The 17,824-nt window shown below is 41.8% G+C and carries 20 protein-coding genes; 16 read left to right on the forward strand and 4 right to left on the reverse strand.

Going from position 1 to position 17,824, the window contains the following annotated elements:
* Positions 1–164: 164 nt before the first annotated feature.
* From CA598_RS25020 to CA598_RS25055, 8 genes are all read left to right on the forward strand, one after another.
* Entirely contained in the window at positions 165–908 is a 744-nt protein-coding gene (locus CA598_RS25020) for an AzlC family ABC transporter permease (RefSeq protein WP_094874154.1), read from the forward strand.
* A complete protein-coding gene (locus CA598_RS25025; RefSeq protein WP_094874155.1) occupies positions 905–1,216 on the forward strand; it encodes an AzlD domain-containing protein in 312 nt (103 codons plus the stop codon). The genes CA598_RS25020 and CA598_RS25025 overlap by 4 nt, the downstream gene beginning before the upstream one ends.
* 33 nt (positions 1,217–1,249) lie before the next feature.
* The gene (pdxR, locus tag CA598_RS25030) at positions 1,250–2,758 is read left to right on the forward strand and encodes a MocR-like pyridoxine biosynthesis transcription factor PdxR (RefSeq protein WP_094878277.1); all 1,509 of its coding nucleotides are present in this window, start codon (positions 1,250–1,252) and stop codon (positions 2,756–2,758) included.
* A 106-nt stretch (positions 2,759–2,864) separates the two neighbouring features.
* On the forward strand, positions 2,865–3,839 hold the full coding sequence (locus CA598_RS25035; RefSeq protein WP_094878278.1) for an ROK family protein: 975 nt from the start codon (positions 2,865–2,867) through the stop codon (positions 3,837–3,839).
* A 94-nt stretch (positions 3,840–3,933) separates the two neighbouring features.
* Positions 3,934–4,203: a PQ-loop domain-containing transporter gene (locus CA598_RS25040; RefSeq protein ID WP_094878279.1), complete on the forward strand. Its 270-nt coding sequence runs from the start codon at positions 3,934–3,936 to the stop codon at positions 4,201–4,203.
* Positions 4,200–4,712, forward strand: a complete 513-nt coding sequence (locus tag CA598_RS25045) for a GNAT family N-acetyltransferase (RefSeq protein ID WP_094878280.1) — start codon at positions 4,200–4,202, stop codon at positions 4,710–4,712. The genes CA598_RS25040 and CA598_RS25045 overlap by 4 nt, the downstream gene beginning before the upstream one ends.
* Positions 4,713–4,734: 22 nt before the next feature.
* Positions 4,735–5,610: a serine/threonine protein kinase gene (locus CA598_RS25050; RefSeq protein WP_094878281.1), complete on the forward strand. Its 876-nt coding sequence runs from the start codon at positions 4,735–4,737 to the stop codon at positions 5,608–5,610.
* A gap of 103 nt (positions 5,611–5,713) precedes the next feature.
* A complete protein-coding gene (locus tag CA598_RS25055; RefSeq protein ID WP_094878282.1) occupies positions 5,714–6,247 on the forward strand; it encodes a hypothetical protein in 534 nt (177 codons plus the stop codon).
* 5 nt (positions 6,248–6,252) lie between these two features.
* Here CA598_RS25055 and CA598_RS25060 read toward each other — a convergent pair whose 3' ends face one another.
* A complete protein-coding gene (locus CA598_RS25060) occupies positions 6,253–6,687 on the reverse strand; it encodes a DUF4395 domain-containing protein (protein WP_094878283.1) in 435 nt (144 codons plus the stop codon).
* Between the two features lie 162 nt (positions 6,688–6,849).
* On the opposite strand from CA598_RS25060, the gene CA598_RS25065 reads away from it, so the two are divergent.
* On the forward strand, positions 6,850–7,419 hold the full coding sequence (locus CA598_RS25065) for a TetR/AcrR family transcriptional regulator (protein ID WP_094878284.1): 570 nt from the start codon (positions 6,850–6,852) through the stop codon (positions 7,417–7,419).
* Between the two features lie 50 nt (positions 7,420–7,469).
* Positions 7,470–8,924, forward strand: a complete 1,455-nt coding sequence (locus tag CA598_RS25070; RefSeq protein ID WP_094874181.1) for a DHA2 family efflux MFS transporter permease subunit — start codon at positions 7,470–7,472, stop codon at positions 8,922–8,924.
* Between the two features lie 162 nt (positions 8,925–9,086).
* Here CA598_RS25070 and CA598_RS25075 read toward each other — a convergent pair whose 3' ends face one another.
* Complete coding sequence (locus CA598_RS25075; protein WP_094874164.1) at positions 9,087–9,905, reverse strand: SDR family oxidoreductase; 819 nt, start codon at positions 9,903–9,905, stop codon at positions 9,087–9,089.
* Between the two features lie 58 nt (positions 9,906–9,963).
* On the reverse strand, positions 9,964–10,497 hold the full coding sequence (locus CA598_RS25080; RefSeq protein ID WP_094874165.1) for a PadR family transcriptional regulator: 534 nt from the start codon (positions 10,495–10,497) through the stop codon (positions 9,964–9,966).
* A gap of 230 nt (positions 10,498–10,727) precedes the next feature.
* Between CA598_RS25080 and CA598_RS25085 the strand changes: the two genes are divergently transcribed.
* The 6 genes from CA598_RS25085 to CA598_RS25110 all read left to right on the forward strand — a co-directional run bounded on the left by CA598_RS25085 (position 10,728) and on the right by CA598_RS25110 (position 16,790).
* Positions 10,728–11,060, forward strand: a complete 333-nt coding sequence (locus CA598_RS25085) for a PadR family transcriptional regulator (protein ID WP_179281746.1) — start codon at positions 10,728–10,730, stop codon at positions 11,058–11,060.
* Positions 11,057–12,382: an FtsW/RodA/SpoVE family cell cycle protein gene (locus CA598_RS25090; RefSeq protein WP_094878285.1), complete on the forward strand. Its 1,326-nt coding sequence runs from the start codon at positions 11,057–11,059 to the stop codon at positions 12,380–12,382. The genes CA598_RS25085 and CA598_RS25090 overlap by 4 nt, the downstream gene beginning before the upstream one ends.
* Positions 12,383–12,449: 67 nt before the next feature.
* Positions 12,450–13,355, forward strand: a complete 906-nt coding sequence (locus CA598_RS25095) for a hypothetical protein (RefSeq protein ID WP_094878286.1) — start codon at positions 12,450–12,452, stop codon at positions 13,353–13,355.
* A gap of 45 nt (positions 13,356–13,400) precedes the next feature.
* Complete coding sequence (locus CA598_RS25100) at positions 13,401–14,165, forward strand: M15 family metallopeptidase (RefSeq protein ID WP_218832625.1); 765 nt, start codon at positions 13,401–13,403, stop codon at positions 14,163–14,165.
* 126 nt (positions 14,166–14,291) lie between these two features.
* Positions 14,292–15,041 (forward strand): stalk domain-containing protein, encoded by a 750-nt coding sequence (locus CA598_RS25105; protein ID WP_094878287.1) that lies wholly within the window; start codon positions 14,292–14,294, stop codon positions 15,039–15,041.
* Positions 15,042–15,290: 249 nt separating this feature from the next.
* Positions 15,291–16,790, forward strand: a complete 1,500-nt coding sequence (locus CA598_RS25110) for a DHA2 family efflux MFS transporter permease subunit (RefSeq protein ID WP_094874169.1) — start codon at positions 15,291–15,293, stop codon at positions 16,788–16,790.
* A 77-nt stretch (positions 16,791–16,867) separates the two neighbouring features.
* On the opposite strand, the gene CA598_RS25115 is transcribed toward CA598_RS25110, so the two are convergent.
* Positions 16,868–17,761: a DMT family transporter gene (locus CA598_RS25115; RefSeq protein WP_094874170.1), complete on the reverse strand. Its 894-nt coding sequence runs from the start codon at positions 17,759–17,761 to the stop codon at positions 16,868–16,870.
* Between the last annotated feature and the right edge of the window lie 63 nt (positions 17,762–17,824).

A 17,824-nucleotide genomic window follows, 5' to 3' on the forward strand; every position in this document is an offset into this window, starting at 1 on the left:
TTACGGATGTACTCAGCTTGTAACTCTACCCCAAGGACGACGTCAGGTCTTTTTTTGTGAGAAAAGAAATTGGTATGGTACATACGCACCAATGTGGTTATTTCCACTGGAACTGTATCCAAGTATGCTCTCTCTAGTAACAACGATAAGGGAGAGAAAAACTTATGAATGATCAGAAAGTAATGTTTAGAACAGGGCTAAAAGATTCTATCGCAATTGTTGCAGGATTTATCCCAGCTTGCTTTACGTTTGGATTGGTCGGTAAGGGGTTAGGTCTAGGAAGTCTGGAAGTATTCTTATTGTCAGCGCTCGTATTTGCGGGGGCTAGTCAATTTATCGGAGTAAAAATGCTTGCCGCAGGAGCAGCCGCTCCAGTGATTTTACTGCTTACCCTGATCATTAACTTAAGATATTTGTTTATCAGCTTATCCTTTGGAGGGCAGTTAAATCGTAACATCAGTGTACTAGCGAGAACTTGGATTGGCTTCAGTTTAACAGAAGAGGTATATGCCGTTAGTATGATCCCTCGAGAAGAAGTAAATCGTAAAACGGAGAATGAAAAAACGAACCAGCCCTTAGCACTTCCTTATCTGCTAGGTCTACAAATCCCTCCCTATGTTGCTAACCTGATAGCAACAGCTTCGGGGATAACCCTTGCCTCCTATATCCCAGCTTTATATTTACCGGCGCTAAACACGTCATTATATGCCTTACTTATTGCACTTGTTGTACCTCAATTGAAAGGCAGCTTACGGAATATGGCTATATGTATATCAGCTGCGGGGTCATCTTGGCTACTGAACCCTTTGCTGGGAAACTCTTCGATTCTTATAGCTATGTTGATCGGCATGGCAGTAGGTTCCTTAATTAAAGGGCAAGTCAAAGCGGAGAAGGGGGTATCCGTATGACTATACTAATCATCGTAGGTATGGCTGTTATTACATTTTTATTTCGTTTTGTGCCTTTACTGCTTACGAACCATACGAATGGTTCTTCCAAAGTCCAAGGGCTGCTGGAGTATTTGCCCATAGCGGTTCTTAGTGCATTAACGGTACCTGGAATCATTCAGGTAGACCCAGATGTTAATCTTGTGGGTATCGCATCAGGGACTGTCGCTGTTATACTGGTATTAATTAGAAAAATTCCGCTGCTCTTCGTGATTCTAGGCTCTGTTTCCGCAGCAATACTCGTAAAAATGCTAACCCTATATTTTTAAATCAAAAGTCGGAACAGAAGGGGAGGACCTCTTATGAAGCATGATTTGCTGATCACACTCGATAAAGAACGACAGATACCATTTAGCCGTCAAATTTACGAGCAAGTTCGAAATGCTATCCATTCAGGAGCTTTAAGCGGGGGGGACCCCCTGCCTCCGTCTAGAACTTTGGCCAATCAGCTTGGCGTATCCAGAAGCGTGGTCCTTCAATCCTATGAGCTACTACAGGCAGAAGGGTATCTGGAGATGAAAAAAGGGGCGGGGACGTTTATTGCGGAGTTGACGTTGGAGGAGAAAGTTACAAAAGATTATGAGAGCCCTTACAATTTTATAACGAAGGGACCTGATATCCTTACGCTTAATCCTCCTTCTACTAGAGAAGTTGATCATTTGAACCCGGTGTTTTGCGATTTTCGACATGGTGTACCTGCTTGGGACGCGTTTCCTATGGATCAATGGCAAAAAGCTCTTATGAATGCTTGCCGCCGTGCCTCACCGGATACTTTAGGTTATGGCCCTGCGGAGGGTTCACTGGGACTACGCCGAGAGATTGCTCGTTTATTACGTTCCACGCGGTCTATGCCCGTTGTTCCAGAACAAATCGTGATTACTTCTGGAGCTACACAAGCTCTTGATATTTTATCGAGGATTTTCTTATTTAAAGGTGATCAAGTCATTGTTGAAGATCCATCACATAGCGTTGTGCGTGAAATATTTTCTTTTGCTGGGGTAGAGGTCATACCTGTTAAAGTAGATCAAGATGGCATCTGTGTGGAAGAGATCCAAACAAACAGTGATAACGATAAAGAAGGTAATCTTAAAAAATCCCCAAAGCTAGTCTATGTTACGCCTTCTCACCAGTTTCCTTTTGGGACGACACTGTCCTTGAAACGAAGAGTTCAGCTGTTGGATTGGGCGAAGGCTAATCATGCTTTTATTATTGAAGACGATTATGACAGTGAATATAGGTACGAGGGTCCGAAATTATCCGCGCTTGCTGGTCTTGATGTTGAGGGTCGAGTCATTTATGTAGGCAGCTTTAGTAAAGTATTATTTCCTTCTCTGCGGATAGGTTATGTTGTGTTGCCTCCGGCTTTGCTTCAACCTTTTTTGGCCGTTAAATGGATTACAGATCGCATGTCTTCTGCTTTGGATCAGGAAGCGTTAGCTGAATTTATTCAGAATGGCCACTATGCAAGGCATGTTACACAGATGGGAAAGCTGTATGCTTCTCGTAGAGCCTGTCTAGTAGACAGCTTGAATACTGAATTTGGGAGTCGTGTGCGATATTATGGTGAGGAAGCGGGACTGCATTTACTGATAGAGCTGGAGTCGGATGCCGAAGAGAAGCGTATAGCTGAAGTGGCGCTCCGTTACGGAGTTCGCGTATATCCTGCATCTTCTTATTTTCTGGAGAGTAAACCTAAGGGACCTGTGTTTCTGGTTGGCTATTCTAATCTCACTGAGAATCAGATTAAGATGGGTGTGAACAGACTGATGTTAGCCGAAGCAGAAGCGACAGTTAGTTGTAGTCATTTATAATAGAAATGTTGGAACTTTATCATATTAACATGAATGTTCCCTCTATAGTTTCAGCTTTCAGACATTCATAATGAAAGGTGAAGTTATTTCTAATTCTGGAGGTCTTATGAAACGCTACATGATAGGAATTGATCTCGGTGGAACGAATATTAAAGCAGGAATTTATGATAACGATTTTATTTCAGTAAAAGAAGTATCCACGCCAACAGAAGCTGCTAAAGGTCCATTACATGTGTTGGAACGGATTAGAGATGCAGTACGTTTGATTACGGTTGAAGCGGATATTTCGCTAGATTTAGTAGAAGGTATGGGAATCGGAGTGCCCGGATTACTTGATCCGGTAGCGGGCATTTCTTTTTTCTCGCCGAATTTTCCGGGGTGGGAGCAAGTACATGTTGTTGACGAGATGAAGCAGTTTTACGATTTTCCTATTTTTATTGATAACGATGTAAGGGTAAATCTGTATGGAGAATGGCAGCAAGGTGCAGGCAAAGGCTACAACAATCTAGTTCTGATTACTTTGGGAACGGGTTTAGGATCGGGTATCGTGAACAACGGGAAAGTAATCTACGGCACATCTTATAGCGCTGGTGAAATTGGGCATATGAATATGTACAGAAATGGACGACCATGTAAATGTGGGAGCTGTGGCTGCTTGGGTCGGTATGTGTCTTCGGTTGGCATGGTGAACACTTTTAAAGAGAAGCTGAAGGAAGGCCGAGCCAGCATGATTCAGACCTGGACTAATGATCAAGAAGAGCAAATTACCGCGCTAATGATATCTGAAGCCTACGAACTCGGAGACGCTCTCTCTATGGAGGTCATGCAGGAGACTGGAACTATACTTGGCTTTGGATTAGCAAATGTAGTGAATATGCTTAACCCTGATCTTATTATTGTAGGTGGGGGGATGGCAGCAGCGGGCGATAAATTGCTCCAATCTGTTAGAGAAACTGTAAATCAGCATACGTTGAAGCTATCTGGCAGTAAGTGTAAAATTGTTCAAGCAGAGCTTGGGAGTCGGGCCGGAACGATTGGTGCCGCCTCTTATTTGTATAGTAAGCTTCATGAAGCAGAGTAACTGAACGTTGCTTGTTATTTTTATTTTGACATAGATTGGAACCAGACGGAGCCGCCCGGAATACAACAGTAATAAAATCCGTGGAGGTGCTCTTATGTTTGCAATCATGCAATTAATAGGTGGAGTGATTCTTTCAGTAGGATGGATTCCTCAGATTGTTCAGATCTTGAAGTCCAAATCCGTAGCCGATTTAAATTTGAAGTCGTATTTGCTTATGCTGCTTGGGATTAGTCTTATGGAAGCTTATGCGATCAGTTTGGCGGTTACTGGGGTAGGTTTAGCATTTTTGATTACGAATACGATGTCCTTATGTGTTGTACTGCTGGTTATTATTCTAGTGCTTAAATATCGAGCAAGAACATGATTGAAGTTAAGAAGGTAGGAAACGGAATGACGTACAGTTATCGAAAAGCCGCATCTGCGGACTATGCCACAATATGTGCTTTTCCTAAAGATTCAATGGAAGTGTTCTTTATGTCGCCTAAGCTGGAATATCCGCTTACTTCTGACCAATTAGAGCAGGCTGCACAAGACAGGGAAAAGCAAACTGTGATCTTAAATGAACGAGGCCAAGTCATTGGATACGCCAATTTATATTACCAAAAAGAACAAGATTTATATTGGCTAGGAAATCTTATTGTTTCACCAGATTATAGAGGTAAGGGAGCCGCGGAGTATTTGATTCGTACCATGCTTGCTGCTGCTAAAGAGGACTTACAGCTTCAAGAGTTACATCTGGTTTGTCATAATGTGAATACTAAAGGGATGTTATTATACTCCAGGTTAGGATTTAAGCCGTATGAAATTGTCAAAAGAACAGGTCCTCATGAAACAATCATCGCCGGAATTTTTATGAAAATAGAGCTAACTTAGGTTAGTAAATGCGGAGGTACATTTGAGCGAAAAATATTTTACATACGAAATCGATGCAGTAACTTTTCAATTGCAAGAGCCTTGTGATTTTGCTTGGTTATCTAAACTTGGCAGGGTGTTCAAAGTGTTCGATCAGCAGGACTCGGGAAATCTTTCTTTTGGGGTGGAGAAGGAGGGTCAGAAGGTTTTTGTGAAATTTGCTGGAGCGAAGCCTTTGACTTATGATGGGAACCCCTCAGATGCTGTTGATAATTTGATTAAAGCTGTTCCGTTGTATAATGAACTTGAATCTAAATCGCTGATCAATCTGGTGTCACACTTTGAAGTTGGAGCGGGATATGCAGCGGTGTTTGAATGGTTTGAAGGTGAATGTTTACATTCGCATTGGCTGTTTTCGGGAGAAGCTAAGTTGAATCATCCGGAATCGCCTTTTTACCGCTATAAGCAATTATCTGTTGAAAAACGTTTAGTGTCCTTAGACGTAATTTTTGCGTTTCATGAACATGTTGAGTTGCAGGGTTATGTCGCTGTCGATTTTTACGATGGAAGTATTCTTTATAATTTCGCGAACGATGAAACAAGGATTTGTGATATTGATTTTTATAGACCTAAGCCAACTGTAAATGATCTGGGAGAGAACTTCTGGGGTTCATCCAGATTCAAGTCACCGGAAGAGTTTATCTTGGATGCACCGATTGATGAAGTTACCAATGTATTCAATATGGGCGCAACAGCATTTGTTCTATTAGGAAGAGCCTCCGAACGGTCGTTTGCAAAATGGGAAGCGAGCCAAGCGCACTACGATATTGCTTTACGGGCGGTTAGCCTGGAGCGTGAGCAGCGGTATCAGAGTGTAGCGGAATTTAAATTAGCTTGGGATAGAGCAGGGGATTGTTGAGGCGGGTGGGAAGTGAGAACTGCTTCAACTGCAAGATAAGAATGATAGCCCTGCTATTGTCACATGATATGATTTATAAATAGAACAAGCAGGAGGGGTTTCATTGAGGAAAGACATTCAGCATGTTCCCTACGGCTATGAGCCACCGGTTGAACAACGTAAAGGGACATTAGTGTTTTACGATTCTTTTGAACATATAACAGATCAGGAGCTTGTAATCGCGGCAAAAACGGCCACCGATCGGCGTTTCACTAAGCTAGTGCTATATCCGCTTCATGAAGAAACGGTGAGACGGATGACCAAAGAGCCGGTGAGCGCTTATTATAAGCGGGAGGACCGGCTGCATGAATGGAAGAGGGATCAAGGACTTAGCTTCATCACGATAGAGAGTTTGGAGGGGAAGCGAAAGAAATATACTCCGCTTGATTCTGCGCTTCGACATCTTGCAGAAATCTATCCTTCGCCGATTTTTTTGTATTTAACACCTGAGCTGGCGAATCAGTTTGCCTCGTATTCCTCTTTTGAAGAGTGGATTGTAAAGATTCGGTTATTGCTGCCAGCCGCCCCTTCATCACTACATCCTAGGCTTCTAAAATTTCGCCATCGCTGGGATGTTGTTGGAGAAGAGAAACATTAAAAAGTTTAATGTGTGCTGCTCTGTTTACGTATATAATTGTACATTCTCCACTGATAATGGATAAAACATCCGATGCAAAAACCAAGAATGGCTACAGTGGCTGCCACTGCAACAAGCGCAGTGAAAATATAGGCGGCAATCGTCCAGCCCGCGATAAAGCTGATTAGACCACTTGTTAGGCAGAATACAGCAATGGTTTGGTTAAACTGTTGTTGTGACCAGTCTTCGAGTACATAGTGCGAACGTTCTTTTGTCAGAAACTTGGCAGCTAGCTTAATAATAGGATTATAACCGAACAACAGTCCGAGCAATCCGGCAAACAAGGGCAGCGCTAGTATCCAGTGCTGTCCTGTTAACCATGTCAATATTACAGAAATGACGATAAACGCCTGATTAGTCTTTACTAATGGCCGTGGAATTCCTTTGGGCACGTCTTGCATTTTATTCACACCTTTCTCATTGGAATAATTATAGTATACGCTGAGGTTGAGGGAATGGGAAGTAGATTACTTTGAATTTAAGTAATTTATATGTTGACATATCTCTTTAAAATATGGTTCTATTATATAGACCAATTGTTATAATACAAAGGAAGTGTCAGCTTGTCGAACAAGCCGAATACGCGTGAGGCGATTCTCCACACCGCTTCGAAATTATTTTTTTCTCAGGGATATCATGCAACAGGCCTAAATCAGATTATTAAAGACAGCGATTCACCGAAGGGGTCTCTTTATTATTACTTCCCCCACGGCAAAGAAGAGCTGGTTTTAACATGCATTAACCGAATTGGTGAAATAGTTGCTCAGAAGATTAAGCATCATTTGGTGAGTGGCAATAATGCTGCTGAAGCGATGGAGGATTTCATTCTAGGAATGGCTAAAGATGCAGTAGAATCCTCATTCGAGGGGATTGTTCCGTTCAGTTTTTGGTTAGCGGCGGAGACCTCTTGTATTAGTGAGGAGCTGCGGACTGCATGTAAATCTGTGTTTATGGACTTGCAGGATGTGATCAAGAAACGCCTTCTGGAAGAAGGTGTGGAGAGCAACACTGCAGCCGATAAGGCTTCAGTAATAGTCTCATTATTTGAAGGAGCACTTCTTCAGACGCTGACTTTAAGGGATGAACAACCGCTTCTCGCGGCGGCAAAGATTATCCCTGCAATACTTGGTTAGATATAGAAAAATAGATAAGAATATCAGGAGGATTAAGAGTGGAAGCAACTATGCAAGGAAAGCAACAAAATGAAGTAAAGAAGTTTAAAACCATTCCGATTTTAGTCTCATTACTACTTGCAGGATTTATCGGAATGTTCAGTGAAACCGCACTAAATGTAGCTTTAAGTGATCTTATGAATGTCCTTCAAATTACTCCAGCAACAGCACAATGGTTGACGACAGCTTATCTGCTTACACTGGGGATTCTAGTCCCAATTTCGGGAATGCTGCTTCAGTGGTTCTCGACTAGACAGTTGTTTGTTGCTGCATTATGTTTTTCAATACTTGGAACGTTTCTAGCTGCAGTATCACCTAATTTTGAGTTTCTATTAACAGCTCGTGTGGTACAAGCAATGGGTACTGCGCTCCTATTACCACTAATGTTTAATACCATCCTTATCATCATTGCTCCTGAAAAACGTGGGGCTGCAATGGGGATGATTGGGTTGGTTATCATGGTAGCGCCAGCGATCGGTCCTACTATTGCTGGTCTTCTAATTGAAAGCCTTAGCTGGCACTGGATCTTCTGGCTGTCACTGCCATTCCTGGTGATCGCATTGATATTCGGGATCCTCTTCATGCAAAATGTAACGAAGGTTACGAAGCCGAAGATTGACATTCTCTCCATAGTGTTATCTTCAATCGGATTTGGTGGAATCGTGTTTGGTTTCAGTAGCGCCGGTGAAGAAGCTGGTTGGGGAAGTCCAAAAGTGATCATAGCTATCGTAGTAGGTGTGGTATCACTCTTACTATTCGGTTTGCGTCAAATGAAGATGAAGCAGCCTATGATTAATCTGCGAGCATTTAAATATCCGATGTTCTCCATTGGTGTGGCTATGGTATTTATTTGTATGATGGTTATCCTATCATCCATGTTGATTCTGCCGATGTATCTTCAACAGGGTCAAGGATATACAGCGTTCAAGGCAGGCTTGCTGCTACTTCCAGGGGGGATTATTAACGGATTGATGTCCCCGATCATGGGTCGTATGTTCGATAAGTACGGTCCGAAATGGCTCGTTATTCCGGGTCTAACTATTGCAGCGGCTGCCTTGTGGTTCTTCTCCAGTATTACTGTAGCTTCTACGGTCGTATTCGTAATCGTACTTCACAGTACCCTTATGATTGGTGTGTCGATGGTATTTATGCCTGCACAAACCAACGGAATTAACCAGCTGCCGCTAGAATTATATCCAGATGGAACAGCGATTATGAATACGCTGCAGCAGGTTGCTGGTGCGATCGGTACCGCATTAGCGGTCAGCATTATGTCCGCAGGTTCTAAGAATTATTTGAAAACTGTGGCCGATCCTGCCGATCCAGCGAATATGTTGCCTGCGTTCACGCAAGGCGTGCAAAATGCTTTTATTTTCGGAATGAGTATGGCGATTGTAGGACTAATTCTTGCTTTCTTCATTAAAAGAGTAGTTGTGAATCATAAAATGAATACTTCAATGCATTAATAAATAAGGTAAACCGTTATCCCCTTACGCTAGATAGTGGTGAAAGTTCATGAACTTATGGACTCATCACTGTCGATCGGAGGGGACTTTTTTTGCCTACAACAAGAAAGAAGGGCCTCTCCCTAGTAGAATACAGAGAAGCGGCCTCCACCTAACTTCTTTTTAAGAAAAATGCTGGGCAATATTAGTCAGATACTCTTCTTCATCTGTAGTTTCTTTCATATGAATGAGCATTTTTGCATCTTCTCCAACGATGTACCGGAATTGACTTGTCCCATCTGTGGCGGCCTGATATATGGTTTCCGCAACGATTTCTGGAGGTGAAGCATAGTCAGGTTGTTTTTCCATCTCACCCAGCTTACCTAAAAATGCAGTCGTAAAGGGCTTATAATCTGTTAATGCCTCATTAAAAAAGAACTCCATCGATCTTCCACCAAAGTCCGTCTGAATAGCACCGGGTTCAATTAACTTTACTTTGATGTTTTGTGATGCTAATTCATAAGATACGGATTCAGAAAAACCTTCTACGGCGAATTTCGTTGAATGATACAGAGACATCGTAGGAAAGGTTACTTTCCCTCCCATAGAAGAAATATTGATCAGCAAACCATTTTGATTAGATCTAAAGTGGGGTAAGATGGCTTTAGTCATACTGATAAGTCCAAATACGTTCACTTCAAACTGTCTTCTGATCTGCTCATCTGTCGCTACCTCAATAAGTCCCATTGTTCCATAACCCGCATTATTGAGGAGGACGTCAATTTTACCGAAATGCTTAATTGCTTCCGCTAACGCAGGTTGAATCGTCTCTGCCTTCTCAACATCAAGCTGTAAAACCAATACATTATCAAGTGTAATAAGTTCACTTTCTTGTTCAGGTGAACGCATCGTTGCTACAACGTTCCATCCTCTTTCAGCAAAATGTTTTGCTGTAGTTCTCCCAATGCCAGACGAAGCACCCGTTATAAAAATTGTTTTCATTAACAATTCCTCCTAAAAGTTTTCTGAGCGTTACATCTTCACTTGGTACGTACAAAACTTACTTCGTAAGCACTAACTGCTCCATGTTTAACAAACCATCGGCGATGATTCTGAGTTTTGCTTTATATTCTTCTATGCCAATTTGGATACAGATAATCTGTGCTGGATGCATTTCATCTTTATGGAGCGAATGCTGCTCAAGTAATTGGTCTAACTTATTTTGTGATTCTTCTTGGGCTTGCTTCAACCAAATAATCACCTTGTCATACCCAACAAACTCACCAAAATATAGCCTCATCATAAAATCAGATTTCTTGATACTATCTGCCTCTAGTGGGGCTTGTAAATAGGCATTAAAACTATCTCTTCCTTTATCCGTGATGTTTAAAAGATTCTTGTTAGGCTTACCTTCCTGCTGCACATTTTCCTTAGTGATCAAACCCTCCTTTTCCATTCGAGCAAGTGTGGGATAAATCGTTCCATAACTAGAACTATAGAAATTAGAGAAGACATCCTCCAATAACTGTTTTATTTCATAACCAGTCTTCGATTCTTTCATAAGCATGCCTAAAATAACGTCCTGACTGTTCAAAACAAAACCTCCTAGTAGTTAGAAAAAATTGTATATCGCCATCACAATATATCAGTTCAATATATATTGAGTCAATATATATTTAACGAATATATATCACTTTCATTCTATGCTACTACTTTACATACATAGATTTACGATGTATAGTTGTCCTAGGTATAACAGGCTAAATAATATTCGTGATAATCAGATGTAGTCAATGGAGTTTAGAGATCAGGAGGTGTAGACCGTTGAAAGTAAGTAAAGAAATGCTGAAGGGCAGTACAGGCACGTTGATTCTGACTCTTTTACTGGAGAAGCCATTATATGGTTATGAGCTGATCAAAGAGCTGGAGCTGAGATCAGAGGGTGTTTTTGCTTTGAAAGAAGGAACCTTGTATCCGATTCTGCATGCGATGGAAAGCGAACGTTGGGTGGAAGCTTATTGGATGGAGGTAGACGGAAGGAAGCGTAAGTATTATAGAATTCTGGATGAAGGTAAAGAGAAGCTCAAGGAGAAAAGGGCGGAATGGGTTTTGTTTAAAGGGGCAGTTGACTCTGTTCTGGGAGAGGGTGGTATATGATGAAAGAGAGGCAGCAGAAATTTTTGGATAAAGTATGTGCAGAGATTAAAGCGAAAAAAACTCACCCCGAGATACGTCTAGAATTAGCTAATCATCTGGAAGAATTAATCTGTGAAAAAGAAGCGACTGGCATGCCTAGAGATGAAGCAATAACTTGGGCAATTGCACAAATGGGAAATCCGCAAACGTTAGGGAGGGAACTTCATCAAATACATAAACCACGAGTTCCTTGGGGATTGTTTGGCGTTATAGCTTTGTTGTCCGCGATTAGTTTGATCGGAATGGGCTCTGTGGATGCTGGCTATAGTGATATTGTTAAAGGTTCTTTTTTAGATAATGCGCTTAGACGGCAGTCGATTAATATACTTATTGGAATTGTTCTAATGTTTGGATTGTACTTCATTGATTTCAGAAGATTAAAGGGACTTTCTTGGGTGTTATATGGTACTTCCTTAATAGGTATTTTAGTGAGCATATTATGGGGGACTCAAGTTAATGGCATGAACTATGGTCCTAGGATTTTCTTGATTTTACCTGATATGACATCCTATCGTCCTTTTATGCTGATTGTCGCTCTAACAGGGATTCTAGTAAATCGTAGGGAAGCAGCTAACAAGAAAACTTTGCGAAGTGGGTTGTTCGAAGTAGGTATTCTGTTACTACCCGCTTTGTTTCTCCTCTCTTTAAATGCTCTTCCAGAGTTAGTGATGTATCTTGCCTATTCAATCGTATTGTATTTATGGATTATTCGCGATTGGTTAAAGAGTGTCGTGTTGTTAGGGTTCTTTTTGATAATTGGACTGATTTTTATTATTAAAAGTGACTACTTGCTGGCTAGATTCATAAATGCTATAAACCCTTCTTTAGATCCGGAAGGTTATGGGTATATTTATCAAGTCATGCGTGAAGTTTTAAGTTCAGCAGGGTGGTGGGGTCACGGGTTCGGATCAGTAGAACAAAAGCTGCCGTATGTCTACTCTGATATGTTGCCAGTCTATCTGATCCATTGCTTTGGTTGGGCGGGTGGATTGCTTCTGGCAGCTGTTATAACCTGGCTTTTGATTAAGCTGCTTTCAACGATACGAGCGATTCGTGAACCTTACGGACAAGCACTTGTTGTTGGCTTAGCATTTTTTCTTGCGATAAGATTTGCCTACGGTCTTGCTGTTTTGAGCGGGGGAATGATGCTGACATCAATTCCATTTCCGTTCCTCAGCTATGGGAGTCATGTGTGGTTTGAATATGCTGCCATTGGACTTTTGATGGGCATTTATCGCAGGAAGGATATTGGAGGCGTCCAAGAGAATACAGTACTAGGTTAGATTCAGGATCTTCCCGTATGTCCATATATTAAGTACAATTACACATATGGCAAAAGGAGGTCATGGATTGAACTGGAAAAAAGAAAGCTTATTAAGTATTGCTATAACTATTGGTTCAGTGACGGGATTAAGTACTTGGGGCATAGAGCCAGTACTTGCCGCCACGGCAACGGAATCTGCAGGCGTTTATAATCAATTTCAGCAGTATGTACAGAAGCCGACATCTCTTGCTAACGCACGTAATTATTTAATTAACCATATCAAAGAAGTGGATACCTGGACAGCGACTCAGATGACACTTCAGCTCGAGAATGCACAGAAGGCGCATTTAATTGTATACTCAGAAAAGGTTTTTCCGGACAAGATGCAGAAAGAGATAAATAGTGCTTTTTCCAAAAACAAAAATCTAACCTTTACCGCACTTCTTAATACGATCAACGATTCCAACGTACGCAATGTGTTAATTGAAGGTCGAGATAAGGGATATAAGCTGGAGACCAGTGAGGGCATGTACTATCCGGTGATGCATTATGAGGGATTTAAGATCTTTAAGCCTTCTGTTACGAAGGACATCGCAGCTTATATTGACATCATGGCCACCGAATCTAATCAACCGAGTGTATCTGATGCAGCGATAGTAATCAGTTGGACCGAGTTAACGAGTAGAGCGCTTGCAATAGAGGATTTTGTGACGAAATATCCTGCTTCTAACCGTTCAACCGCTCTTCAAAAAGAACTTCTTATTGCAACGTCTCGCTTATTATATGGAACAAGTAATACACCTGCATACGACTATGATGAGCAAGTTATCAAGCCAGAAGTAAAAAAGGCGTATGAAAATGCACTAAAAAATAGCAAGGTTGATACTAGAATTCTTTCGATTTTAGAAAAGCTACTACAATTACTTAATTCCACGAATAATAAATTCACTCCAGTAATAGAAAAATTTCTAGTTGAAACCGTAAACTCGTAATTATTAGAGTATGTGAAGACAACACCTGAGAAGAGGCTGGATGAATTGAGAATAGGATCAAGAAGAACAAGAATCGCAGTTTTCGCAGTTGTGCTGTCGTTGTGGACAAACAGTATGTTTATGGGTAGTGCAGAAGCCGCTTATGTCGGTTCTTCAACGGACTCCGTGCTGCAGCAGATGCAACTTGCGAAGAAAAATCATTTACCGCAAGGTTTTGTCTATTTGGATGAAGTGATTCCTACGGCACAATACGAGATTCGTTACTACGGGGACAACAATTTTGTTGGGAAGCGGATGGATGGTTATAAGGCGCCTTTAGCAATATTCTCGCGGACAGCGGCAACGGCTTTAAAAGCGGTTAGTGAGGATTTAGCGAACAAAGGTTATATTCTTAAAATCTATGATGCTTATCGCCCGCAGACGGCGGTGAATCATTTTGTAAGATGGTCGCAGAATGCCGCAGATACTAAGATGAAACAGCAATATTATCCGCGACTGGATAAACGTAATCTATTTAAACTTGGTTTTATTGCTAAAAAATCAGGCCATTCCAGAGGTAGCACCATCGATTTAACGATCGTAAATAAAGAAACGGGAGCCGAAGTAGATATGGGCAGCCCGTTTGATTTTTTCGGAGACATCTCCTATTATGATACACCCTTAATCAACAAGACTCAGAAAGCAAATCGCGCGATCCTCAAAGAGGCAATGGTACAACAGGGATTTAAACCTTACAGCAAGGAATGGTGGCATTTTACATTGACGAAGGAACCTTATCCTAAACAATACTTTGACTTCAAAGTGGAATAACCTAGAACTTGAATGTCCATGTAAGAACCGATTCACTTTTTTTGTTGAGCTTGACTACCATTAGGATTAGCAGATGCTGGAAACGCACATAATACTAATAGTCAAAAAAAGGGAGGTTTCGAACGGATGAACAAAATCGCGGTTGTTGTAGTGCTAAGTGTACTGTTATTGGTAAATGGATTTGGAGGAACTACCTATTCTACAGCTTGGGCAGATGTAAGTGAAGTAAAGGTAGTTTTGAACGGTCAGGTTCTAAAAGCAGATCAATATTCAGCCTATCCTAACGGTTCTACGGTAATGATTCCCCTTCGAGAAGCAACAAGCGTCTTGAAATATCAAACCACTTATCAAAAAAGCACGGACACCATTACCTTAACTGGAGTCAAACAAAAGATTGAGTATAAGGTAGGAGACGACCATATTACCATTAATGATAAAGAGAAAATAGAATTTAAGGATAATGTTGTGTTTAAGAAGGAACACTTATATGTTCCCCTCTCTTTTTTCACTAGCATAGGACTAGTTACCTCCTATAATGCTGACGCTAATCTAGTGGAAGTTTATGCGCCTGAGGTTACAGCAAGTGTGATCGCTGGATTGCTAAGCACTGGACAATTTCAAGAATTAGAGAATCGATTCTTTAGTGATGAAATGAAGCGTTCGCTTTCCGTCCCGGGTTTACAGAAATATTGGGCTGAATTTACGGCACGAGCGGGTACTTATCATGGCATAAAGTCTACGGAAAGTAGTCAAAAAGAAGATCAAGTGTCCATACAATGTGTACTTGGCTTTGCTGTGACTGAAGCCTCTCTGGAGTTTGTTCTTAATAAGTCTGGTAAGATTATTGAATTAAAGGGAAACCTTCCTTCCATTTAGTGAAAGAATATTAATGATACCGTTTCAGGCACAACAGGCTATGCGTACGTTCCTTAAGGAAATTTCTTAAGGGGACCATGCATAGTCTTTTTTGATTGGATTAACATTCTGAGAGGAACGTAAATACAATGTATTTTTATTGTAAAAAAGGGTTTTATTTGTTGACTTTCGCCTTCATCGAAGGTAAATTAAAATTTGAAATAATCGTTAAAGCATTTAACTAAATTAGAGAAAAGAGTGGAGCACTGGATGACAAAATCAATAACTGGGAGTAGCCAAACAGAAGAACAACCATTCTCGCTAAGAGCTATCATCCCCCCGCTTCTTGCAATTATCGTCGGTATGATAATGGTTATTCTGGATGGTACGGTGGTTAATGTAGCAGTTCCCAAGCTCGTGGACTACTTCGGTTCCGATCTCCAAACGATTCAGTGGGCGATTACAGGGTACACATTAGCTTTAGCGGCTGTAATACCGCTCGCAGGCTGGATGACGGATCGCTTCGGTTCTAAACAAGTGTTTCTGGTGACGCTCACGTTGTTCATTCTTGGCTCCATGTTATGTTCCGTTGCTCAAACTTCTTCGCAGCTTGTTATTTTTCGTGTGATCCAAGGACTTGGTGGGGGGATGGTAGCTCCTATTGGGATGGCTATGGTGTTTAAGTTAGCTCCAGCAGAACGAAGAGGGTCGATTATGGGGATGTTAGGGATTCCCATGCTGCTTGCTCCTGCCCTTGGCCCAATTTTGTCCGGATGGCTTGTTGAATACGTTAGCTGGCATTGGATCTTCCTGATCAACGTGCCGATTGGGATTGTTGGTATTATTCTTGGCGTTAAGTACCTACCTAGGACGGAGAAGATTGGGAAAGGCAACCTCGACATATTAGGCATAATACTGGCACCGATTGCGTTTTCTATGCTAGCTTATGGAGTAAATGAAGGTGGAGCGAATAGTTGGTCATCGACTCCGGCAATCCTCGGATTATCTGTTGGGGGCGTTGCACTAATTCTATTTATAATCGTTGAACTGCGGCATAAACAGCCTTTGCTGGATCTGCGCGTGTTTCGCTCCTCAGATTTCACCCGCGGCATTATTTTAACTTGGGTCATGCAGGCCGCATTGTTTGGTTCCATGCTGTTCGTGCCGCTATACTTACAGCAGATTCGGGCGTATACACCACTAGAAACGGGATTAATACTGCTTCCACAAGCTTTAGCATGTGTAATCGGCATGCCGCTTGGCGGCAAACTGTTTGATAAGATAGGGGCACGACCGCTGGCTTTTGTGGGTCTGAGCATTATTACGGTTACCTTATTCCTACTGTCAGGAATTACGATAAATACTAGTCTAAACTTAATTATGACGTATCTTGGTTTATTAGGATTTGGAATGGGTATAGCGATGATGCCACTCAATACACATGTTCTGAATGCAGCACCGCGTGAATTAGTGAGCCGTGTTACATCGCTTACCGCAGCGGCACAGCAGGTGGTTGTGGCCTTTGCTGTAGCAGGCTTGACGGGTTATCTGACCAGTCAAATCACTGTGCATATGGGTGCTTTGGAAGCAGGGAGCAATCCTTTGACAGCTGCAGTTCTAGGATTCGATGATGTATTCTTCCTGTCTGGCTGTATTGCTGTAGTCGGAGTATTGATGTCGATTATTCTGCGCAAGCCTAAGCTTTCTTCGAGTGATTCCTCCTCCGAAGAAGGCCAGAAGGCGGATGCAGCAATGATGATGGGGCATTAATTCATAAGATTAGATGATAAAAAGGCGTCGTTCAGCTTGCCTAGCTGACGACGCCTTTTTTGTATTAGAGAATCTATCTATAGATGTTCTGGTTTCTTCTGAACCAACGCTGGGGTTAGAGACAATTTACCCAATAGCTCAGAGGCCACAATCCCCAGTAGTACAAGGGCTGCACCAGCATATCCTTGCATCGATAGCTTTTCAGCGGCGAACCAATAGCCGAACAGTGCGGCGAATACCGGCTCAAGGGAGAAGATCAGTCCGGTGCGTGATGGGGAAGTATATTTTTGAGCAATGGGTTGCAGGATGAAGCCACAGGCACTACAGAGAATCCCAAGTGCGAGGATCGCAATCCATGCCGGTAAAGTCGAAGGAAGCGAAGGTGTCTCGAACAGTGCAGATAACACTAAAGCAAAGCCTCCGGCAAAACCCAACTGTAAGATTCCAATATTCAGAGAATCACACTCTTTTACAGCCTTGCCTGTAAATAAGATCTGTACCGCATAGAATACCGCCGAAAGAATACAAAGGAAGTCACCTGGCCCAATCGATAGGGTTGCGTTTAAGGTAAGGAGTCCAATTCCAGCTATAGCGAGTATGGAGCCGAAAACCTGCGCAGATGCGATTCTCTTTTTGAAAATAACTCGATCTAATATCGGTACAAAAATGACCGTCAAGGCAACTAAAAATCCAGCGTTGGAGGTTGTTGTAGTCTTCAGTCCGAAGGTTATGCATGTGAACACGCCGAGGAGTAAGAATCCGAGTAGAGCACCATATTTTATTGTTTTGATGTCTACTTGTCTTAATCGTTTGTGGAAGATCACTGTGGCTAATATAAAAGCAAGTCCGAAGCGGAGTGCAATCAGATTGAATTCGCCTAATGTACCTAAACCCATTTTCATAAATATGTAGGAGGAGCCCCAAAATAATGTTACAACTAACAGCAGCAGCTCAGCTTTGAGCGGTTTCATCTCGTCATCATCCTTCTTTATCATCAACTCAACATATTATAATACGGCTCTATACATAAGGTA

Origin of the sequence: Paenibacillus sp. VTT E-133291 (assembly GCF_002264395.1) — a bacterium.
Lineage (GTDB): Bacteria > Bacillota > Bacilli > Paenibacillales > Paenibacillaceae > Paenibacillus_AQ > Paenibacillus_AQ nitricinens.

Excerpts from the sequence above, each read along its gene's own strand:
- CA598_RS25045 (WP_094878280.1), top strand. The coding sequence starts at position 4,200 with ATGATTGAAGTTAAGAAGGTAGGAAACGGAATGACGTACAGTTATCGA.
- CA598_RS25105 (WP_094878287.1), top strand. The coding sequence starts at position 14,292 with ATGAACAAAATCGCGGTTGTTGTAGTGCTAAGTGTACTGTTATTGGTA.
- CA598_RS25060 (WP_094878283.1), bottom strand. The coding sequence starts at position 6,687 with ATGCAAGACGTGCCCAAAGGAATTCCACGGCCATTAGTAAAGACTAAT.
- pdxR (WP_094878277.1), top strand. The coding sequence starts at position 1,250 with ATGAAGCATGATTTGCTGATCACACTCGATAAAGAACGACAGATACCA.
- CA598_RS25025 (WP_094874155.1), top strand. The coding sequence starts at position 905 with ATGACTATACTAATCATCGTAGGTATGGCTGTTATTACATTTTTATTT.
- CA598_RS25040 (WP_094878279.1), top strand. The coding sequence starts at position 3,934 with ATGTTTGCAATCATGCAATTAATAGGTGGAGTGATTCTTTCAGTAGGA.
- CA598_RS25115 (WP_094874170.1), bottom strand. The coding sequence starts at position 17,761 with ATGAAACCGCTCAAAGCTGAGCTGCTGCTGTTAGTTGTAACATTATTT.
- CA598_RS25070 (WP_094874181.1), top strand. The coding sequence starts at position 7,470 with ATGCAAGGAAAGCAACAAAATGAAGTAAAGAAGTTTAAAACCATTCCG.
- CA598_RS25110 (WP_094874169.1), top strand. The coding sequence starts at position 15,291 with ATGACAAAATCAATAACTGGGAGTAGCCAAACAGAAGAACAACCATTC.
- CA598_RS25020 (WP_094874154.1), top strand. The coding sequence starts at position 165 with ATGAATGATCAGAAAGTAATGTTTAGAACAGGGCTAAAAGATTCTATC.
- CA598_RS25035 (WP_094878278.1), top strand. The coding sequence starts at position 2,865 with ATGAAACGCTACATGATAGGAATTGATCTCGGTGGAACGAATATTAAA.
- CA598_RS25075 (WP_094874164.1), bottom strand. The coding sequence starts at position 9,905 with ATGAAAACAATTTTTATAACGGGTGCTTCGTCTGGCATTGGGAGAACT.
- CA598_RS25090 (WP_094878285.1), top strand. The coding sequence starts at position 11,057 with ATGATGAAAGAGAGGCAGCAGAAATTTTTGGATAAAGTATGTGCAGAG.